Origin of the sequence: Rathayibacter sp. VKM Ac-2760, from assembly GCF_009834185.1 — a bacterium.
In the GTDB taxonomy this organism is placed as follows: domain Bacteria; phylum Actinomycetota; class Actinomycetes; order Actinomycetales; family Microbacteriaceae; genus Rathayibacter.
Genome location: NZ_CP047173.1, coordinates 3,964,238 through 3,983,261, shown reverse-complemented (window position 1 = coordinate 3,983,261; position 19,024 = coordinate 3,964,238). Strand labels below are relative to the sequence as shown.

Here is a 19,024-nt window from a genome sequence, read left to right as displayed (position 1 = left end):
GGGGATGAGCAGCGCCGATCAGAAAGCCACTCTCCTCCGCTATCTGCAGGAGGGCCGCGACGCCCTCCTGCAGAAGCTCGACGGCCTGTCCGAGTACGACGTGCGCCGGCCGCTGGTGCCCACCGGCACCAACCTGCTCGGGCTGGTCAAGCACGTCTCGGGGACGGAGGCGGGCTACCTCGGCGCGGTGTTCGGCCGCCCGTTCCCCGAGCCGATGCCGTGGATGGAGGACGAGTCCGAGCCCAACGCGGACATGTGGGCGACAGCGGACGAGTCCCGCGCGCAGGTGGTGGAGCAGTACCGGCGGGTCTGGGCGCACTCCGACGCGACGGTGGCGGCGCTCGACCTCGGCGCCCCGGGCTTCGTGCCCTGGTGGACGAACCGCGAGGTGACGCTGCACCGGATCCTCGTGCACCTCACCGCCGAGACCCACCGGCACGCGGGCCACGCCGACCTCGTCCGCGAGCTCGTCGACGGCCGGGTGGGGCTGCGCGAGACGGGCGACAACCTGCCGCCGGTCCCCGCCGAGTGGTGGCCGGAGTACGTCGCGCGGCTGGAGGCCGTGGCGCGGGGGGCCTAGAGGGTAGCGGCCGTCAAGGGGTTGGGCCTCCCGAGCAGCCCGTCGTAGCGTCGAGAGCGGCGGGCTGGTCTGCGACGGGGAGGAAGACGATGCAGAAGTTGTACTACGCGAGCGGCTGGGTCCTGCTGGGGGACTCGGTGTGCTCGGCGGTGGTCGAGTACGCGCAGGCGCTCGCGAACGTCGGGAAGTCCGACCTCGTGGTGGTGCCCGGCCTGTCCGACGAGGGGATCCGCGGCGCGACGCGGCTGCTGCTCGGCCCGGCCAGCCAGCTCTTCACCAGCCCGGCGCTCGATCGCGGCGTCGACCTCGACGACGACACGGCCGTCACGTCGATGCGCGACAAGGCGCGGCGCCTGCTGCCCGCCCGGCCCACGACCGAGTCGCCGCTCGACGACGACCGCGACAACGGCGAGTTCTTCTAGCGGCGGTCGAGCGGCTCAGGAGTCGAGCGTCGTGCTCGGCCGCTCGCCGAAGCGGTGCGCGTACGAGGCCGAGAAGCGGCCCAGGTGCGCGAAGCCCCAGCGCCGCGCCACCTCGGCGACGCCGACCTCGCCCGGCTGGCCGGCCCGCAGCTCCTTGTGCACGGCGTTGAGGCGGATCCGCCGCAGGTAGTCGACGGCGGTGAAGCCGAACTCGCGCCGGAACTCGCTCTGCAGGGTGCGCAGACCCACGCCGGCCGCCTCCGCGATCGTCTCGGTGCTGATCGGCTCGTGCGCGTGCGCGTACATGAATTCGATCGCGGTCCGGAGGCGGCCGCTGCGGGGGACCGCGAGGTCGCTCGGCGCGCCGAGCGAGTCGTGCGGGAACGCCTCGAGCAGTGCGACCGCGACGGCGCGATTGGCCTCGCGCCGCAGCAGGGCCGGGCTGTCGACGTCGTAGATCACGCGCGCGACCGCGGCGACCGTCGCCGACCAGCGGCGCAGCGCCTCCCCCTCCGGTCGCACCGTGGTGTCGAACAGCAGCGGCCCGCCCGCCGTGCCCTCCACCTCCTGCGCGATGCGCTCGAGGTAGCGGCCGTCGAAGTGGATGAGGTTCTGCCGGTAGTCGTGGAACTCGAAGGCGTTCGGCCGGCCGGTCAGGAAGATCGCGGGCCGCCCGTAGACGTGCCGCATCGGCTCCCCGTCGAGGTCGGTGACGCCCTCACCGGCCGTGAGCCAGGAGACGACGTACTCGCCCTCGGTCTGGATGCGCCCCTCGATCGAGCCGGCGAACTGGCTGCCGCGCAGGGTGACGTCGGCGTCGCCGACGGAGGTGTAGCGGTAGGAGAAGTCGGCGCCCGGCTCGATGCTGAAGCGGTGCCCGTTGTACACGCCCTCGAGCAGGGCGCGCGCCTCTTCGAAGTCCCGCCCGCCGATGTCGGAGCGGACCACCTCGCCGCTCGAGTCGTCCATCGCCTCCAGCGTCGCATCCGGCCGCAGGGACGTCGAGAGGAGCGGAGCGGCGCTTCGTTAAGCGGATAAGCCTTCTCGGCGGGTCCGCGGCCCGAAGGCCTGCGTCATCGCGTGCACCGTCGCTCCGCGGAACTGGCTGAGCAGCACGATCGAGTGCCGCGCGCCGGATTCGATCGCGAGCGAGAACGTGCCGCCCGTCGGCGTGTCCCACCAGGAGCTGATGTCGCGCGCGCGCAGGCTCACGCTCGGCTCGCTGCCGCCGAGCACCAGCACGCCGGAGGAGAGGCAGAGCGAGCCGGTGACGCCGTGCAGCGTGGTCGAGCAGTCGAAGCTCGCGCCGTCGTGCTCGTGCTCGGGCCCCGCGAGCTCCAGGAAGTCGGGCGCCCACTGGTGCGTCGTCGCCGTCATGCGCTGCCCCCTCCCCGCCCTCGGAACCCGGTCGGGGCTCAGGCCGCGGCGGTCGCGACGGCGGAGTCGGGCTGCTGGGCCGGCTCGGGGACGATCCGCAGGCCGCGGCCGCTGTTGGCCTCCTCCATCAGCGCGCGCACCCAGGCGGCGTTGATGGCGGGCATGCGGCTGCCGTGGAAGGAGAACTGCAGCGGGATGGTCGGGTGCAGCCAGAGCGTCTGGCGGCCCGTCCCGTGCGCGCTCGACGCGTCGAGCTGGAAGGCGAAGGCCTCGTTGCGGCGGAACTTGTTGATCATCACGATCTGCAGGTGCGCGAGCGCGCGGTCGTCGATGTCGTGCGAGGTGGCCGGAGTGCCGTAGAGGAGAGCGCCCATGTGCGGAGCCGCCGTTCTGTGAGAGCGTCGCGGTGTCGGCCGTGACGGGACGTGAGGGACCCGGCCGAGTGCCGGGGACGTCGTGCGAGGTGGGGGACTCCCTCGGCCGGTTGCCGGACGGAGGGGGGAGTCGCGCAGGCGGCCGTGGGGATCGGCCGTGACACGAAACTACGGGCGCGGGCCCCTGAGCGGGGGGCACTATCCGCTTTGCGAAGCGGCGGCCGATGCCGGCGGGCGGACTCCCAGGTTGGCGACGCCGGGGGTAGAGTCCGGCGCATGGACGCCGCCGTCTCCTCCGCCATCGGCGCTGCCGCCGTCTCCGAGCTGCCGCCCGACTTCGTGCTCGCCCTCGAGGCGGTGGGGGAGGCGCTCGCCGCGATGGCGGCCGGCGATCCGGAGCCGTACCGACGCTGCTGGGCCGACACCGCGGACTCGACGCTCTACGGGGCGTTCGGCACCGTCGAGCGGGGGCGGGCGGCGATCGACGAGACGCTCGGCTGGGTCGCGGGCCGCTTCGCCGGCGGCGGGCTGACGCCGCACTACGACCTGATCCAGGTGTCCGGTGATCTCGCCTACACGGTCGGCCGCGAGATCGGCGCGACCCGGGTCGACGGGCGGGAGGCGGCTCCGCTCGTCATCCGCGTCACCCACGTCTACCGCCGCCTCGACGGCCAGGGCTGGCGGATCGTGCACCGGCACGGCGACCACCCGCCGCGCCTGGAGCGCTGAGTTGCCGGGCGGGATGCGGGTCAGCGCGCCTGGCGCGCCGGGTTCCCGCCGTCGCCGACGTAGCGGGACGAGCCGTAGCCGACGACGAGGTAGCCGATGAGGGCGAGCAGCCAGAGCAGGACGATGCTGAACAGGCCGCCCTTGCCGAACGCGCGGCCGACGCCGAGGGCGATGAAGATCGCCCAGATCACGTTGACGCCGGGGAGGAGGAAGAGCAGCACCGTCGCGCCGTGGTAGCCGGCGATCTTCGTCAGCAGGTAGGTGTTGTAGATCGGGATGATCGCACCCCAGCCCGGGCGGCCGGCCTTGGTGAAGACGGGCCAGAGGGCGACGACGGCGATGACGTAGCCGATCAGGCCGCCGAAGACGTTGCCGACCGAGCTCGCCGCGTTGAGGCCGGTGGGGGTGCTGTCCTGGGCGAGGGCGATGACGGCGTCGAGCACGGTGGATCCTCTCGGAAGGTGGGTGATCCGCTCACCGTAGCGGCGCGCGGGGACCGCGCGGGGTCGTCGGTCGTCGGACGTCGCCCCGGGAGGATGGAGTCATGGAGCCCACCGCCGACCGCTACCGCCGCGCCGCCGTCGAGCTCGCGCAGACCTCCGAGCTGCAGGTCGAGTGGGCGCTCGCCGTCGCCGGCGACGACGCGCTGCTCGCCCTGATCGACGAGCTGCCGCCCGCGCACCGGCAGCCGTCGCTGCTGTTCTCGGTGGCGCGGTTGCTCGGGGTGCCGGCGGCGGGTGGTGCCGAGGTCGCGGAGTGGCTGCGCGCGGAGTGGCCGCGGGTCGCGCCGGTCGCGGCCGAGCGGCTCACCCAGACCAACGAGGCGCTGCGCTGCGCTCCGCTGGTCGCGGCCCTGGAGCGGATCACGGAGCCGGGGGAGCCGGTCGCGCTGGTCGAGATCGGCGCCTCGGCGGGGCTGTGCCTGGCGCCGGAGCGGTACTCGTACGCGTTCGTGGCGGCGGAGGGGTCGGCGGAGAGGCCGGCGGAGGGTGCGACGCGGCTGGGGCGCGGCGGTCCGGTGCTCGAGTGCGTCGTGAGCGGGGGAGCGGCGCCCACCCGGCTCCCGGTCGTCGCCTGGCGTCGCGGGCTGGACCTGCGGCCGCTCGACGTCCGCTCGGCGGAGGACCGCGCCTGGCTGGAGGCGCTGCTGCCGCCGGACCGGCCGGAGCGCACCGCGCGGCTCCGGGCCGCCGTGGCGACGCTGCGGGAGGACCCGCCGGAGATCGTCGCGGGCGATGCGGCCGAGGCGCTGCCGGAGGTGCTCGCCGCGGTGCCGCGCGGGGTGCGCCCGGTCGTCGTGTCGCTCGGGACGCTGGTGTACCTGCCGTGGGCCGCGCGCGAGCGGGTGCTGGCGGCGGTGGACGCCGCGGGCGCGAGCCTGGTGACGCTCGAGGCGGAAGCGCTCCTGCCGTCGCTGCGGGATCGGGCTGCCGCGCTGACGGCGCCCGAGCGCACGCCGTTCCTGCTCGCGGCGGACGGGGTGCCGCTCGCCTCCGCCGCGCCGCACGGCGGCCGGCTGTCCTGGCTGAGCTGACCCGGGCCTGGGGACCACCGATACGCCCTTCGGGCTGCTCGACCGGCACGAGCGCGACCGGCGGAGCCGCTCGAGGCGCCGCGCCGCTACAGGGCGTCGACGAAGAGCTGGGTGGCCTGGGGCACGTAGGTCGTGTTGGTCGACGGGTCCCAGCCGACGAGGGCGACGACGTCGCCGCCGACGCGGGTGGTGATGCCGACGAGGGTGAAGGGGGCGCCGCCGACGTCGCCGGTCACCGTCCAGCCGACCGCCTCGTCGGTGCCGGTGAGCACGGGCTCGGTCTGCTCGACCGTCGTCTGCACGGGCGTGCCCTGCAGCGCGAACAGCTCGGAGCCGTCGGCGCAGCGCTCGAGCGCGTCCTCGGCGGAGGCCACCAGTGCGGAGGCGGTGTCGGCGTCTCCGGTGCTGGTCACGACCGCGGTCATCGAGCGGTCGGCGCTCGTGCCGTAGGCGAGTCCGGCGTCGGCGAGGGTCTCGTCCGAGTCCCAGCCGACGCCGAACGGTGCGAGGCAGGAGGCGTCCGACGCGGTGAGGCCCGGGTAGACCGAGCCGAGCATCCCGTCGGTCGTGCTGAACTCGCCGGAGACGAACTGGATGCCGTCGAAGATCGTCGCGAGCTCGGCGTCGGTGTGCTTCGGCAGCGCCTCGGCGGTCGGCTCGGGCTCGGCCGCGGCGGTGCAGCCGGTCAGGGCGAGCAGCAGAGCGCCCGCGAGAGCGAGTCCGGTGATCGTGGAGCGCGTCATGGTGGTTCCCCCTCTGCTCCGCCGGTGACCGGGCGGAGGCGGCCCGAGGCTAGCAGGCTCTAGATCTCCGTGTGCCCCAGGTCGGCGCGCGCGAGCAGCCGGATCTCCGGCTCCGCGATCGACTCGAACTCGAGCACGACCACGTCGTTGCGTCCGGCCCGGGTGACCGGCGACGGCACGATCAGCGTGCGCTGCGGTCCGCGCCGCCAGTAGCGGCCGAGCAGGAAGCCGTTCACCCAGACCAGGCCCTTGCCCCAGTGCAGCGTGTCGAGGTGCAGGTCGGCCTGCGCGTCGAGCTCGAACGAGCCGGTGGCGAGGCCCGGGCCGGCCGCGAACGCGCCGCTCCCGGGGACGCGCCCGCACTCCGGCAGGCACTCGAGCGCGAGCGGCCGCGCGACCCAGCCCGTGAGCTCGGCGCCGTCGAGCCGCACGCCGCCGATCAGTCCCTTGTGCTCGCCGATGCGCTCGCCGTAGTTCACCCGGCCCTGGTTCTCGACCAGGATCGCCAGCTCGCCGCTGCCGCGCGGGAGCGTGATCGCGCGCTCGTGGTCGTCGCGCGCGAGCACGCCGACCGGGTCGCCGTCGAGCAGCACCCAGGCGCGGTCGCGCACCTCCTCACCGACCACGAGGCGCGCGGGAGCACCGCCCGCCGCCAGCGTCGTCGTGAACAGCACGAACCCGTCCGACTGCCCGAGCTCGTCGAAGCTCGCCATCGACTCCAGGCGCACGGCCGGCCCGAACACCGCGTCGAGTCCGAGCAGCGCGGGACCGGGCACGAGCGGCGCGGTCAGCACCGGTGCGGGCGGCGAGACGGCCGGCACCTCCTCCGGCACCGGTGCGTATCGCGCGATGACCTCGCGGAACGCCCAGTACTTCGCGGTCGGGTCGCCGCTCTCGTCGAGCGGCGCGTCGTAGTCGTAGCTCGTCGTGATCGCGGCGTAGCGGCCCTTGTCGTTCGCGCCGCTGGTCAGGCCGAAGTTCGTGCCGCCGTGGAACATGTAGACGTTGACGGAGCCGCCGACCGCGAGCAGCGCGTCGAGCTCGCGGGCCGAGGCCGCCGCGTCGGTGGTGTGGTGCTGGGTGCCCCAGTCGTCGAACCAGCCGCACCAGAACTCCATGCACATCAGCGGGCCGGTGGGCTGGAACTCGCGCAGCGTCGCGAGGCGCTCGGCCGTGCGCGAGCCGAACGAGCCGGTCAGGTGCAGGCCCGGGAGGCTGCCGTCGGCGAGCATCTGCGGGGTCGGCTGGTCGATCGTGGTGAGCGGCACCGTGATGCCGCTGTCGCGGGTGACGCGGACCAGCTCGGCGAGGTACTCCTTGTCGGAGCCGTAGGCGCCGTACTCGTTCTCGATCTGCACGAGCACGACCGGCCCGCCGACGTCGATCTGCCGCGGCGCGACGATCGCGGAGACGCGGCGGAGGTACTCGCTGACCGCCGCGACGTAGTGCGGCTCGAAGCGGCGGACGCCCACCTCGGGGTCGCGGAGCAGCCAGGCGGGCAGGCCGCCGTTGTCCCACTCCGCGCAGATGTAGGGGCCGGGGCGCACGATCGCGTGCATGCCCTCGGCGGCGACCAGGTCGAGGAAGCGGCCGAGGTCGAGCCCGGCGTCCTCGCGCCAGGCTCCGCGCTGCGGCTCGTGCGCGTTCCAGGCGACGTAGGTCTCGATGGTGTTCAGGCCCATCAGGCGGGCCTTGCGGATCCGGTCGGCCCAGAGGTCCGGGTGGATCCGGAAGTAGTGCAGCGCTCCCGACAGGATGCGGTGCGGCCTGCCGTCGAGCTCGAAGTCGGTCGCGCCGATGGCGAAGCGGCTCTCGGGCGGGGTGCTGTCGGGAGCGGTGGTCATGCGGGATCCCCCTCAGGATCGTGAGACGGGTCGAGGCCGGCCGGAGCGATCCGACCGGCCTCGAGCATCGTGGGTGCTACTCGGAGACGGTGAAGCCCTGAGCGTTGCCGTACTCGACGAGCTTGCTCTGCCAGGCGGCGATTCCGTCGTCCAGGCTCGTCTTGTTGGCGTAGGACTGGCCGACCGTGTCGCCGAAGACGCTGTTCGCGTAGACCTGGAACGGCAGGTACGACCAGCCGGGACGCACGTCCTGCGAAGCCTGGGTCAGCACCTCGTTGATCTTCTGGCCGCCGAAGTACTCCGACTCGGCGCCGGTGAAGTCGGGGCTGCTGAGGTCGGCCGAGGTCGACGGGAATCCGCCGCTCTCGAGGAAGACGTCGACCGAGGCCTCGTCGCTGTTCAGCCAGCGCAGGAACGCGGCGGCCAGCGCCGGGTTCTCGCTCTGCTTGGTGACGGACTGGCCGCCACCGCCGTTCTCGGCGCTGACGGCGGTGCCGTCGTAGGTCGGGATCGGCGCGACGGCCCAGTCGCCGGAGGCGTCGGGGACGCTGGACTCGAGCACGCCGGGCATCCAGGCGCCGGTGATCAGCGAGGCGATCGAGCCGTCGCCGAGGCCCTTGTACCACTCGTCGCCCCAGGCGGGGGTGTCGGAGAGGAGGTCGCCCTCGACGAGCTGGTTCCAGACGCCGGTCCACTTCTCGGTGCCCTCGTCGGCGAGGTTCACGGTGACGTTCGTGCCGTCGGTGGTGAAGGGCTCGCCGCCCGCCTGCCAGATCATGCTGGTCGCGAAGCCGGCGTCGCCGGTGTCCGCGGTGATGAACTTCGACGGGTCGGCCGCCTGCAGCGCCTTCGCCGCGGCGATGTACTCGTCCCAGGTGGTCGGGACGGAGATGCCGTACTGGTCGAAGACCGTCTTGTTGTAGAACATGGCCATGGGGCCCGAGTCCTGCGGGAGGCCGACGAGCTTGCCGTCGATGTTGACGCTGCCCCAGGTGGACGCCGAGAACTTGTCCTCGAGGTCGCCCATGCCGTACTGCGAGAGGTCGAGCAGCGAGTCCGACAGCGCGAACTGCGGCATGGCGTAGTACTCGATCTGGACGACGTCGGGGGCGCCCGAGCCGGCCTTGATCGCGTTCTCGAGCTTGGTGTACTCGTCCTTGTTCGTGCCGGCGTTGACCAGCTCGACGTCGACCTTCGGGTACGCCTTCTCGAACGCGGCGACCTGGGCCTCGGCGCTGGGGGTCCAGCTCCAGTAGGTGATCTTGCCGCCGGCCTCGAGGGCGGCGTCGAGGTCGGCCGCGGTGCCGGAGGCGGTCGTGCCGCCGCCGGTGGTGCCGCCGGACGAGCAGGCGGCGAGCGAGCCCGCGGCGAGTGCTGCGGCCGCGACGACCGTCAGGGTCCGCCGGAGGGCGGAGTGGGCGATCTTCATGGGAGTTCCCTTCACTTCTTCGTGCTGTGGGGTGGGTGGTGCGGGGCAGGACGCTCCGACCGGAGGGTGGGGTTCGTGGGGGCTCAGCCCTTGACGCTGCCGGCGCTGAGGCCGGACTGCCAGAAGCGCTGGAGGCCGAGGAAGGCGACGACGATCGGGATGATCGTCAGCAGCGAGCCGGTGATGACCAGGTTGTAGATCGGCTGCGCGCTGACACCGGTGGCCTGCGCGTTCCACTGGTTGAGGCCGACGGTGAGCGGGTACCACTGGGGGTCGCTCAGCATGATCAGCGGCAGGAAGTAGTTGTTCCAGGTCGCGACGACCGAGAACAGCAGGACGGTGACGATGCCGGGGGCGAGCAGGCGGATCGAGATGGTGAAGAAGGTGCGGAACTCGCCCGCGCCGTCCATCCGCGCCGCCTCGAGCAGCTCCGTCGGCACCGACTCGACCGCGTAGACCCAGACCAGGTAGAGGCCGAAGGGGCTGATCAGCGAGGGGATGATGATCGCCCACGGGGTGTTGGTGAGGCCGAGCTGGCTGAACATCAGGAACGTCGGGACGGCGAGCGCGGTGCCGGGGACGGCGATCGCGCCGAGGACGACCGCGAAGACCGCCTTGCGCCCGGCGAAGCGGAACTTCGCGAGACCGTAGCCGGCGAGCGTCGCCAGCAGCGTCGCTCCGCCCGCGCCGACGACGACGTAGAGCAGCGTGTTGCCGAGCCAGCGGAGGAAGATGCCGTCGCGGTAGGTGAGCGTCTCGGCGATGTTCTGGAAGAGGACGAAGTCGCCGTCGAACCAGAGGCCGAAGCTCGAGAACAGGCCGGCCTGGGTCTTGGTCGCGTTGATCACGAGCCAGGCGAGCGGCACGAGGCTGTAGAGGATGAACGCCGACATCAGCAGGGTGAAGGCGATCGACTTCTTCGGGGCGACCGAGGAGCCGCGGCGGGCGGGGCGCTTCGCCGGGGCGGGGCGGGTCGAGGTGGGCCGGGGGGCCGTTGCGAGGGCCATCAGTTCTCCTTGCGCGCGCCGCGGAGCTGCACGACGTAGGCGATCACCGCGGTGATCACGCCCATGACGATGGCGACCGTGGCCGACGCGTTGTACTGCTGACCCGCGAAGGACAGGTTGTAGGCGTACATGTTCGGGGTGAAGTAGGTGGTGATGATGTTCGGCGCGAGCGTCCGGAGGATGTTCGGCTCGTTGAACAGCTGGAAGCTGCCGATGATCGAGAAGATCGAGGCGATCACGATGGCACCGCGCAGGGCGGGCAGCTTGATCGAGCGGATGACGCGCAGCGGGCCGGCGCCGTCGATCTCGGCGGCCTCGTAGAGCTCGCCGGGGATCGTCTTCAGCGCGGAGTAGAAGATCAGCATGTTGTAGCCGACGAACTCCCACGTGACGATGTTGCCGATCGAGACCAGGATCCAGTCGCGCGAGAACGGCGCGATCAGATCGGAGCCGAGCAGGTCGTTGACGTTGGCGGTGAGGCCGAAGTTGTCGCCGTAGATGAAGCCCCACATCAGCACCGCGACGACGGCGGGGACCGCGTAGGGGAGGAAGACGACGATGCGGAAGAAGCCGGTGCCGTGCAGCCGTCCGCTGTCGATCGCGAGGGCGGCGACGAGGGCGAGCACGAGCATCACGGGGACCTGCACGACCAGGAACAGCAGGACGCGGCCGAAGCCCTCCCAGAAGTTCGGGTCGCGGAAGATCGCGAGGTAGTTCTCGAAGCCGACGAAGGCGTTGCCGCCGATGAGCTGCTCGCGGAAGAGGCTGAGGTAGATCGAGTAGACCACCGGCGCGATGAAGACGAGCAGGAAGATCACCAGGAAGGGCGCCACGAAGGCGAGGCCCTTCCACTCGCTCTTCGCGCGGCTCCGCGGGACGGCGAGCGGCGCGGCCGGCGGGGAGACCTCGCGCAGGGGGACAGGGGGAGACGTCGTCGTCATCGGCGGGATTCCGTTCGGGTCAGATCCGTCATGTTCACGTCAACATGACAGAACGCCACCGTAGCATGGCGACGTCAACACGTGCACGATCCGTTAGGTTTCGATGAGGTCACGGGTGTGGCGCGGCGGGCGGGGCCCGCGGAGGGACGACATGGCGATCGAGACGAACGCGGCGGGCTCGAACGCGGCGACCGCCGTCCCGCGCCGACGGGGCGTGTCGATGGCCGACGTCGCGCGGCGCGCGAACGTGTCCGGGCAGACCGTGTCGCGGGTGTCCAACGGCAAGCAGAACGTCGACACCGAGACGCGCGAGCGCGTCCTCGAGGCGATGCGCGACCTCGGCTACCGGCCCAACAGCGCCGCGCGGGCGCTGCGCACCGGCCGCTTCCACAGCATCGGCGTGATCATGTTCACGCTGTCCTCCTTCGGCAACATGCGCACGCTCGACGCGATCGCGATCGCGGCGGCCGATGCCGGCTACTCGATCACGCTCATCCCCGTGCCGCACCCGACCCAGGGCGAGGTGTCCGTCGCCTTCCACCGCCTGAGCGAGGAGGCCGTGGACGGCGTCATCATCGTGATGGAGGCGCACCTGCTCGACGAGGCCGACATCGTGCTGCCGCCCGATCTGCCCGTCGTGGTCGTCGACTCCGCGGGCGGCGACCGCTACCCGGTCGTCGACACCGACCAGGTCTCGGGCGCGCGCCAGGCCGTCGAGCACCTGCTCGGGCTCGGGCACCGGACCGTGCACCACGTCGCCGGGCCCGAGCGCTCCTACTCCGCGGAGCGGCGCCGCGAGGCCTGGGAGTCGACGCTGCGCTCCGCCGGGGCGCCCGTGCCGCCGGCGCTCGTCGGCGACTGGTCGAGCGCGTCCGGCCACCGGATCGGCCGCGAGCTGGCCGCGGATCCGGCCGTGACGGCGATCTTCGCCGCGAACGACCAGATGGCGCTCGGCGTGCTGCGGGCCCTGCACGACGCGGGCCGCGCGGTGCCGGGCGAGGTGAGCGTCGTCGGCTTCGACGACATGGAGGAGTCGGCGAGCTTCTGGCCGCCGCTGACCACCGTGCACCAGTCCTTCGGTGACACCGGGCGGCGCTCGGTCGACATCCTGCTGCGCGAGCTCGAGTCGGGCGAGCGCTCGGGCGTCACGCTGACGCCGACGGAGCTCGTCGTGCGGGAGAGCACGGGGCCGGCGCCGCGCTGAGGTGTGCCGCACTGCCGGATACTGTGAACGTCCTCATTCGTTCCCAGTCAAGGAGCACCCATGTCGGTCGGCCTGCTCGCCGTCGTCGATGACATCCTCACCGCCGCCCTGAAGGCGAGCGCGAAGACGGCCGGTGTCGTCATCGACGACGCGGCCGTCACTCCGCAGTACGTCCAGGGGCTGACCCCGGCGCGGGAGCTGCCGGTGGTCGGGAAGATCGCGCTCGGCAGCCTCGTCAACAAGTTCGTGATCATCATCCCGATCGCGCTGCTGCTCTCCTCCTTCGCCCCGTGGGTGCTGCCGTACCTGCTGATCATCGGCGGCGCGTTCCTCTGCTTCGAGGGGGCGGAGAAGGTGCTCGAGTGGTTCGGCGTGCACCACGCCGCGGGCGAGACGGAGGCGCGGGACGAGAAGAAGCTCGTCTTCGGGGCCGTGCGGACCGACCTCATCCTCAGCACCGAGATCATGCTGATCGCGCTCGACGGTCTCGACACCGGCCTCGGCTTCGGCGGGACCCTCGCGGCGCTGCTCGTGATCGGCCTCGGGATGACGCTGCTCGTCTACGGCGCCGTCGCGCTGCTGGTCAAGATCGACGACGTGGGGCTGCGGATGATGAAGAACGCGGCGCGAGGCGTCCGGCGCTTCGGCGTGCGCATCGTCGCGTCGATGCCGGCCGTGTTCCGCACCATCAGCATCGTCGGCACGCTCGCGATGCTCTGGGTCGGCGGGCACCTCGTCACGGCGAACCTGGCCGAGACGTTCTGGCACGGGCCGTACGACCTCGTGCACGTCGTCACCGGCGCGGTCGAGGGCGCCGGCCCGGTCGTGGTCTGGCTGGCCGACACCTTCGTCTCGATGATCCTCGGGCTGGTGCTCGGCCTGATCGTCGTGGCCGCCGTGATGGGCGTGCGGCGCGTGCTGCGTCGCGGCGAGCCGGCCGAGGCCCACTGACGGGTCGGGTCTCGATACGCCGCTCCGCGGCTACTCGACCAGCATGGACTGCTTGCTGATCGAGTAGCCCCGCAGGGGCGTATCGAGATCCCGCCCCGTCAGCGCTCGAGGTGCGAGTACTCCGGCAGCGCGATCGCGTCCGCCGGCGGCGTGAAGAACCGCCCCATCGTCCGCCCGATCACCGGCGTCGCCGCGACCTTCACCGCGAGCCCGAACGCCGCGACTCCGAGCCGCGACACCGGGTTCGCCACCCGCGGCACGCCCGGCGGCAGGTCCTGCGCCTGCTTCACGTACGGCCGCATGATTCGCTCGTACCCCGCGAAGCCGTCGCGCGGATCGACGTGCGCCGCGAGCTCGCCGGCCAGCACGTAGGCGCCCGTGAGCGACAGGCTCGTCCCCATCCCGCTGACCGGGGAGGCGCAGTAGGCGGCGTCGCCGACCAGCGCGAACCGCCCGCTCGACCAGCGCGGGGCGTGCACCTGCCCGATCTGCTCGTAGTAGAGCTCGTCGGCCTCGTCGATGCCGCGGAGGACGCGCTGCGCCTCCCAGCCGGCATCGCCGAAGACTCGGCGGAGGTGGGCGCGCTGCTCGTCGAGCGAGCGGCGCTCGGTGCTCGCGCGGTCGAGCCGGCGGTCGATCACCTGCGAGAGCGCGACGCGGAGGGTGCCGTGCGGGTCCGGGCGGAGGGTGATGCTGCGGCCGCCCGCCGCGGCGTACCAGCGCCACCAGTCGTCGTCCGCGGCGGTGCGCGGGATCGTGGCGTAGGAGGTCTCGAGGCCGAGCGAGCGGATCTGCGGCTCGGCGCCGAAGACGAGGCGGCGCGTGCTCGAGCCGATGCCGTCGGCCGCGACGACGAGGTCGAAGCGCTCGTCGGGGGCGTGCTCGAAGGAGACGGTGACGCCGGTGCCGTCGTCGTCGAGCCCCGTGATGCGGTCGCCGTAGCGGTACTCGGTGTGCTCGGCCGTGGCGTCGACCAGGAGCTGCGCGAGGTCGCCGCGGAGGATCTCCAGCTCGGCGGTCGCGCCGCCGGAGTCGTCGGTGCCGGCCGGGAACTCGGCGAGCGTGCGCCCGCCGCGGCCGACGAAGCGGGTGCCGATCTCGCCGGTGGTCGCGGCGCGGATCGCGTCCTCGAGGCCCATCCGGCGGGCGACCTCGCGGCCGGCACCGCGGACGTCGACGTTCTGCCCGCCGAGCCGGAGTGCGGGGGCGCGCTCGACGATCGTCGTCTCGACGCCGTAGCGGTGCAGCCAGAACGCGAGGGCGGGGCCGGCGATGCTGGCGCCGGAGATCAGGACACGGGTCATGGTTGCCGCTTTCGTTGATTATCAATGAGATTGGCAATCTACACCGTTATCGTGGAGCCATGAGTGACAGCGCGCCCGACCTCGGCATCCGGACCCGCGTGCGCCAGGTGACGGAGCGGCAGCGGCTCTTCGAGCAGTCGCTGACCCGCGCGCTCGCGGTCGACGCCGTCGGGCTCGACGCGATGACGCACCTGATGTCGAGCGGGCCGCTGACGCCGACCGAGCTGGCGGGGCGCCTCGGCGTCTCGACCGCGGCGACGACCCTCGTGCTGAACCGCCTCGAGGCGGCCGGGCACGTCCGCCGCGAGCGGCACCCGACGGACGGGCGCAAGCTGATCGTGACCGCCTCGGAGGAGTCGGCGCGGCGCGCGCAGGAGCGGGTCGCCCCGCTGATCGCGGGCGTCGAGGCGGTCGTCGCCGACCTCGACGCGGCGGAGCGCGCGACGGTGCAGGCCTTCCTCGACCGCCTGCTCGCGGTCTACGACGCGGTGACGGACTGACGGGCCGGCGTCCTGGCCGCGGCGGGTCTCGATACGCCGCTCCGCGCGATACTCGACCAGCATGGAAGGGGCGCGCCGCGTTCCGTGTGAGTCCGCGTCTTCATGCTGATCGAGTAGCGCGCGCAGCGCGCGTATCGAGATCCACCTGCGTCAGAACAGGGGTCTGCAGACCCGGCGTGCTGAGGGCGGTGGGTCTCGATACGCCGCTGCGCGGCTACTCGACCAGCATGGAAGGTCCGCGTTCGCATGCGGCCGCGTCGTGATGCTGATCGAGTAGGCCGCGGAGCGGGCGTATCGAGATCCACGTGTCCGGTGGGTGGGTCTCGATACGCCGCTGCGCGGCTACTCGACCAGCATGCAGGCGGCCGGCCTGCTCGTCAGCAGCTGCGCGCGGAGTACGCGGCCGGGACGACCGTGGTGACGGGGGCGCCGTCGACGGTGGCGGTCGCGGTGACGGTGGCCTGGCCGGCGGGCACCGAGGCGGCGCGCGTCGAGAAGGCGGCGGTGGCGTTCTTGCCGGGGGCGACCCCGGTGAACTCCTTCGAGCCGTAGGAGGAGGCGACGGTCATCGAGACGGGGACGGTCGCGTTGTTCTGCGCCGTGATCGTCAGGGTGACCTTGCCGGCGATGCAGCGGGTCGTCGCCGTCACCGCGACGGCGAGGGCGGCGGGCGCCTTCAGCGTCACGGTCACGGTCGTCGTCTGCGAGACGGTGCCGTCGGCCGAGGTGACCGCCACGGTGCCCACTCCGCCGTTCGCGGTGGTCGGCTGGGTGACGCGCACCCGGGCCGCCGAGTCGGTGGCCACCGCGGTGAGCACCGGCATCGTCGTGCCGTCGACGGTCACGGCGTAGGAGCCGCGCGCCGGGTCGAAGCCGGCGACGCCGACTCCGTTGACCCGCAGAGCGCCGAGGGTGGCGACCGCGGCGGGCGAGGCCACCGACTCGTACAGCTTCGTCTCCGACACGATCAGGTGCGTGTTGGCGTAGGCGTTCATCACGACGCGGAAGGCCTTGGCCGTCACCGGCGCGAAGGTCGCGTTCAGCGTCGGCGCGGTGCCGTCGGCGGGCGCGGCCAGCGCGACGGCCGACTCGTAGCCGGGGACCGAGATCCACGCTCCGTCGGCGCCCTGGTACTGCAGCTGGTAGCTCTGCGCCCAGCTGGTGCCGCCGTCGCGCTGGAACTGCACCGAGACCTGCTGCACCTGCCGCGTGGCGGGGAAGGTGTAGGTCAGGGTGCTCTGCGCGGCCTTGGTGCCGCTCGTCCAGTTGGACCAGCCCTTGTCGCCGTCGACGCCGTTGCGGGTGCGCTCCGGGCCGTAGCCCGACTCGGACGAGGTCGCGGTCGCGACGATGCCCGCATCCGGGTTGAAGTTGCGGAGCGTGCCCGCGGTGACGAGCACCGTGAGAGTGGCGGGGAGAGTCTGGCCGTCGGCGGTCGCGGTGCCCGTGATCGTCACCGATCCGGGTGCGGCGAGCGCGGCGGTGGTCAGCGGCGTCCAGTCCCAGGTGACCGGCACCGCGAAGGTGCTGGCCGAGGCGCCGACGCGCGCGGCGGCGGTGGTGGGGGCCGCGGCCTTCACTCCGGCGACGGATGCGCCGACGGCGACGGTGACCGAGGCCGGGTCGGTGGCGGTGAGGCCGCCGACGTCGACGAGCGCGGTGACGGGGATCGACTGGCCGAACAGGTCGGTCGCGGTGCCGGTCACCTCGACGCGGCCGGCGGCGGCGTAGGCCGAGTCGGCCGGGCGCTGCCAGCTGACGGCGACCGGCGCGCCGGTGCCCCAGGCGTACTGCGGGGTGATCGAGGCGGGCAGGGTCGGCGCGACGCCGACGGTGGTGCGGACGGCGACGGTCTGCGCGGCGGACGGGGCGAGGTCGCGGAGGGTCCAGGACTGGTTCGCTCCGCCGTTCGAGCCGTAGACGCCGACGGTGGTGTTCTCGGTGCTGGACTGGCCGTTGACGTCGAGCGAGAGGCCGATCGACTCGTTGACCAGCGTGTAGGCGGTGCCGTCGGTGGTGCTGACGATCCAGCGGGTGGCGGCGTCGGCCTTCGCGGCGTCGACCGAGAGGGTGCGCAGATCGGTGCCGGCGCCGGTGGCGCCGAGCACGCGGCCGTCGGTGCTCTGCAGCACGACGCGGCGGGTGGCCTCGCGCTCGCCGGGGGCGACCTCGCGGACGGTCCAGGCCTGCTTCGCGGCGGCGGCGGAGTCGGTGGCGAGGGTGGTGATCGTGGTCGCGGCGCCGGTGGGGTTCCCGGTCAGCGCCTTGCCGCTCTGCGTGCCGACCAGCTGGTAGCGGTGGCCGTCGCGCAGCGCGGGGGCGGAGTCGGCGACGCCGGAGACGCCGTCGATCGAGAAGGAGGTGACCGACTTGGCGGGCACGGTGACGGTCGCGGTGCGCGACTCCCGGTCGATGGTGACCGCGGGCTTCGCGACGAGTGCGTTGCCGGTGGGCGCGGCGGCCGAGGCGGCCTGGGTCGTGACGTACGGGGTGACCGTCGCACCGGCGGCGATGCTGCCGAAGCGGGAGAGGTCGAGCACGACGGTCTTCGCGGTCGCGGAGCTGTTGGTGTGCACCACGGTCGCGCCGCTGCCGTCGCCGCGGACGGCGGCGGTGGAGGCGGTGTCGCTCGTGGGCATCAGGTGATCGCCCTCGTGGATGAACTTCGTGAAGTTGCGGATCGTGTTGAACTTCGAGTTCGTCTCGACGCCGCAGACCGGGGCCTTGGTGGAGTCGCCGCCGGCGTCCTTGACGCGGCGCGCGGACTTCCAGACCTCGGCTCCGCCCTCCTGGTAGGGCTTGCAGTCGAGGTCGATGAAGATCGAGCCCCAGTTGAGGTTCTCGCCCTTCGGGCTCATGTTGTAGAGGTCCTCGACCGGCTGCCAGAGCACCCAGGCCTTCGGCTCGAGCTCGCGCAGGTCGTCGTTGATGCGGCCGGCGATGCCGAGGCCGTTCTCGATGTTGACCGGGTCGTAGCCGGAGACCCAGTTGCCCTCGATCTCGCTCATCCAGAGGTCCTTGTCGGCCTGCTTGGCGAGGTCGCGGACGGCGAGGCGGTCGGAGGTGCCGTAGGTGTGCACGTTCATCCGGTCGACCTCGGCGCGCACGGCGGCGGAGTAGGCGGCCCAGTTGGTCTTGAAGATGCTGGGGTTGGTCTCGTCCATCGCGGCGATGCCGGCGTCGCTCGACGAGGCGGCGAGGGCGGCGGCGACGTCGGGGATCAGGTCGGCCTGGCGGGTCGGGCCCATGTGCATGCCCTCCTGCCGTCCGCCGGTCGGCACGCCGTTGGTGAGCTGCGTGCCCCAGTAGTTGGTGTTCGGCTCGTTGAACGGGTCGAGGGTGTCGAACTCGATGCCGTACTCGTCCTCCATGTGCGCGGTGACGGTCGCGAGGTACTGCGCGAACTTCGCCTCCGCCGCGGGCTTCAGCTGCTCGCTCGAGGCGTTGAAGCCGCCGGAGACGTAGCCGCTCTCGGTCATGAAGTAGGGGGCGGAGTTGGCGAACGCCTCCCAGTGCGAGATCTGCTTCTCCTCGGCGAGCTTCTCCACCCACCAGCGCTGCGTCTCGTCGCTCGACCAGTCGTAGGAGGAGGCGTCGCCGGCGTTCCACTTGGCCAGGAGCGCGTCGCGGTCGGCGTAGTTCGTGCTGGTGCCGCCGTAGGTCGCGGCATCGCCGGCGGGGTTCTGCTTCCACCAGCCCTCGACGGCGCCGCCGGGGCGGAGGTAGTCCTTCACGTCGGAAGCGTTGCCGCCGCCGATGTTGTAGCGGGCGATGTTGAGGTCGAGGCCGTCGTCGCCGAAGACCTTCTGGTAGAGCTCCTCGCGCAGGGCCTCGGGGTAGTTCCCGGTCGCGTTCGCGAACCAGACCAGGCTGGTGCCCCAGCCCTCGAACGACTCGCCGGCGGCGGCGGGGTTGGGGGTGATGCGGAAGGCGTCGGCGGCCTGCGCGGGGGCCGCGGCCGCGGGGAGCGCGAGCAGCGCTCCGGCGGCGAGGGCGGCGCTCGTGGCGAGCGCGGCGATCCGGCCCGCCTTCCGGCGAGTGCGTCTGGCAGTGGACATCGACATCGATGCGTCTCTCTTTCAACT

General features: G+C 72.4%; 18 protein-coding genes. 7 read left to right on the top strand and 11 right to left on the bottom strand.

The window, feature by feature from the left end; all coding sequences use genetic code 11:
• Window positions 1-4: 4 nt before the first annotated feature.
• Entirely contained in the window at window positions 5-580 is a 576-nt protein-coding gene (locus GSU72_RS18225; protein ID WP_159986302.1) for a DinB family protein, read from the top strand.
• 89 nt (window positions 581-669) lie between these two features.
• Entirely contained in the window at window positions 670-1,002 is a 333-nt protein-coding gene (locus GSU72_RS18220; RefSeq protein WP_159986301.1) for a hypothetical protein, read from the top strand.
• A gap of 15 nt (window positions 1,003-1,017) precedes the next feature.
• On the opposite strand, the gene GSU72_RS18215 is transcribed toward GSU72_RS18220, so the two are convergent.
• From GSU72_RS18215 to GSU72_RS18205, 3 genes are read right to left on the bottom strand one after another with little or no spacing between them, the layout of a single operon-like run.
• Window positions 1,018-1,971, bottom strand: coding sequence for a helix-turn-helix transcriptional regulator (locus tag GSU72_RS18215; protein WP_159986300.1), 954 nt, complete (start codon window positions 1,969-1,971; stop codon window positions 1,018-1,020).
• A gap of 57 nt (window positions 1,972-2,028) precedes the next feature.
• Entirely contained in the window at window positions 2,029-2,379 is a 351-nt protein-coding gene (locus GSU72_RS18210; protein ID WP_159986299.1) for a hypothetical protein, read from the bottom strand.
• 38 nt (window positions 2,380-2,417) lie between these two features.
• On the bottom strand, window positions 2,418-2,753 hold the full coding sequence (locus GSU72_RS18205) for an ATP-dependent DNA ligase (protein WP_159986298.1): 336 nt from the start codon (window positions 2,751-2,753) through the stop codon (window positions 2,418-2,420).
• 276 nt (window positions 2,754-3,029) lie between these two features.
• On the opposite strand from GSU72_RS18205, the gene GSU72_RS18200 reads away from it, so the two are divergent.
• Window positions 3,030-3,482 carry a DUF4440 domain-containing protein gene (locus tag GSU72_RS18200; RefSeq protein ID WP_159986297.1) on the top strand — a complete coding sequence of 151 codons (453 nt, stop codon included), beginning with the start codon at window positions 3,030-3,032 and terminating at the stop codon, window positions 3,480-3,482.
• A 20-nt stretch (window positions 3,483-3,502) separates the two neighbouring features.
• On the opposite strand, the gene GSU72_RS18195 is transcribed toward GSU72_RS18200, so the two are convergent.
• On the bottom strand, window positions 3,503-3,925 hold the full coding sequence (locus GSU72_RS18195) for a DUF5684 domain-containing protein (protein WP_208545102.1): 423 nt from the start codon (window positions 3,923-3,925) through the stop codon (window positions 3,503-3,505).
• Window positions 3,926-4,026: 101 nt separating this feature from the next.
• On the opposite strand from GSU72_RS18195, the gene GSU72_RS18190 reads away from it, so the two are divergent.
• The gene (locus GSU72_RS18190) at window positions 4,027-5,016 is read left to right on the top strand and encodes a DUF2332 family protein (protein ID WP_159986296.1); all 990 of its coding nucleotides are present in this window, start codon (window positions 4,027-4,029) and stop codon (window positions 5,014-5,016) included.
• A gap of 86 nt (window positions 5,017-5,102) precedes the next feature.
• Here GSU72_RS18190 and GSU72_RS18185 read toward each other — a convergent pair whose 3' ends face one another.
• The 5 genes from GSU72_RS18185 to GSU72_RS18165 form a co-directional block, all read right to left on the bottom strand.
• Window positions 5,103-5,759: a hypothetical protein gene (locus GSU72_RS18185; protein WP_159986295.1), complete on the bottom strand. Its 657-nt coding sequence runs from the start codon at window positions 5,757-5,759 to the stop codon at window positions 5,103-5,105.
• 59 nt (window positions 5,760-5,818) lie between these two features.
• Entirely contained in the window at window positions 5,819-7,603 is a 1,785-nt protein-coding gene (locus GSU72_RS18180) for a beta-galactosidase family protein (protein ID WP_159986294.1), read from the bottom strand.
• 76 nt (window positions 7,604-7,679) lie between these two features.
• On the bottom strand, window positions 7,680-9,032 hold the full coding sequence (locus GSU72_RS18175; protein WP_159986293.1) for a sugar ABC transporter substrate-binding protein: 1,353 nt from the start codon (window positions 9,030-9,032) through the stop codon (window positions 7,680-7,682).
• A gap of 83 nt (window positions 9,033-9,115) precedes the next feature.
• Complete coding sequence (locus GSU72_RS18170) at window positions 9,116-9,925, bottom strand: carbohydrate ABC transporter permease (RefSeq protein ID WP_159423737.1); 810 nt, start codon at window positions 9,923-9,925, stop codon at window positions 9,116-9,118.
• Between the two features lie 113 nt (window positions 9,926-10,038).
• Window positions 10,039-10,980 (bottom strand): sugar ABC transporter permease, encoded by a 942-nt coding sequence (locus GSU72_RS18165; protein ID WP_159986291.1) that lies wholly within the window; start codon window positions 10,978-10,980, stop codon window positions 10,039-10,041.
• A 157-nt stretch (window positions 10,981-11,137) separates the two neighbouring features.
• Here GSU72_RS18165 and GSU72_RS18160 point away from each other — a divergent pair, with 157 nt between their 5' ends.
• Both GSU72_RS18160 and GSU72_RS18155 read left to right on the top strand, forming a co-directional pair.
• Window positions 11,138-12,184 (top strand): LacI family DNA-binding transcriptional regulator, encoded by a 1,047-nt coding sequence (locus tag GSU72_RS18160; protein ID WP_167306129.1) that lies wholly within the window; start codon window positions 11,138-11,140, stop codon window positions 12,182-12,184.
• Between the two features lie 60 nt (window positions 12,185-12,244).
• Window positions 12,245-13,135, top strand: coding sequence for a DUF808 domain-containing protein (locus GSU72_RS18155; RefSeq protein WP_159986290.1), 891 nt, complete (start codon window positions 12,245-12,247; stop codon window positions 13,133-13,135).
• Between the two features lie 98 nt (window positions 13,136-13,233).
• Here the strand turns inward: GSU72_RS18155 and GSU72_RS18150 are convergent, their stop codons facing one another.
• Entirely contained in the window at window positions 13,234-14,439 is a 1,206-nt protein-coding gene (locus GSU72_RS18150; protein WP_159986289.1) for an FAD-dependent monooxygenase, read from the bottom strand.
• A gap of 59 nt (window positions 14,440-14,498) precedes the next feature.
• Between GSU72_RS18150 and GSU72_RS18145 the strand changes: the two genes are divergently transcribed.
• Window positions 14,499-14,939 (top strand): MarR family transcriptional regulator, encoded by a 441-nt coding sequence (locus GSU72_RS18145; protein ID WP_159986288.1) that lies wholly within the window; start codon window positions 14,499-14,501, stop codon window positions 14,937-14,939.
• A 377-nt stretch (window positions 14,940-15,316) separates the two neighbouring features.
• Here the strand turns inward: GSU72_RS18145 and GSU72_RS18140 are convergent, their stop codons facing one another.
• A complete protein-coding gene (locus tag GSU72_RS18140; RefSeq protein WP_159986287.1) occupies window positions 15,317-18,997 on the bottom strand; it encodes a glycoside hydrolase in 3,681 nt (1,226 codons plus the stop codon).
• Between the last annotated feature and the right edge of the window lie 27 nt (window positions 18,998-19,024).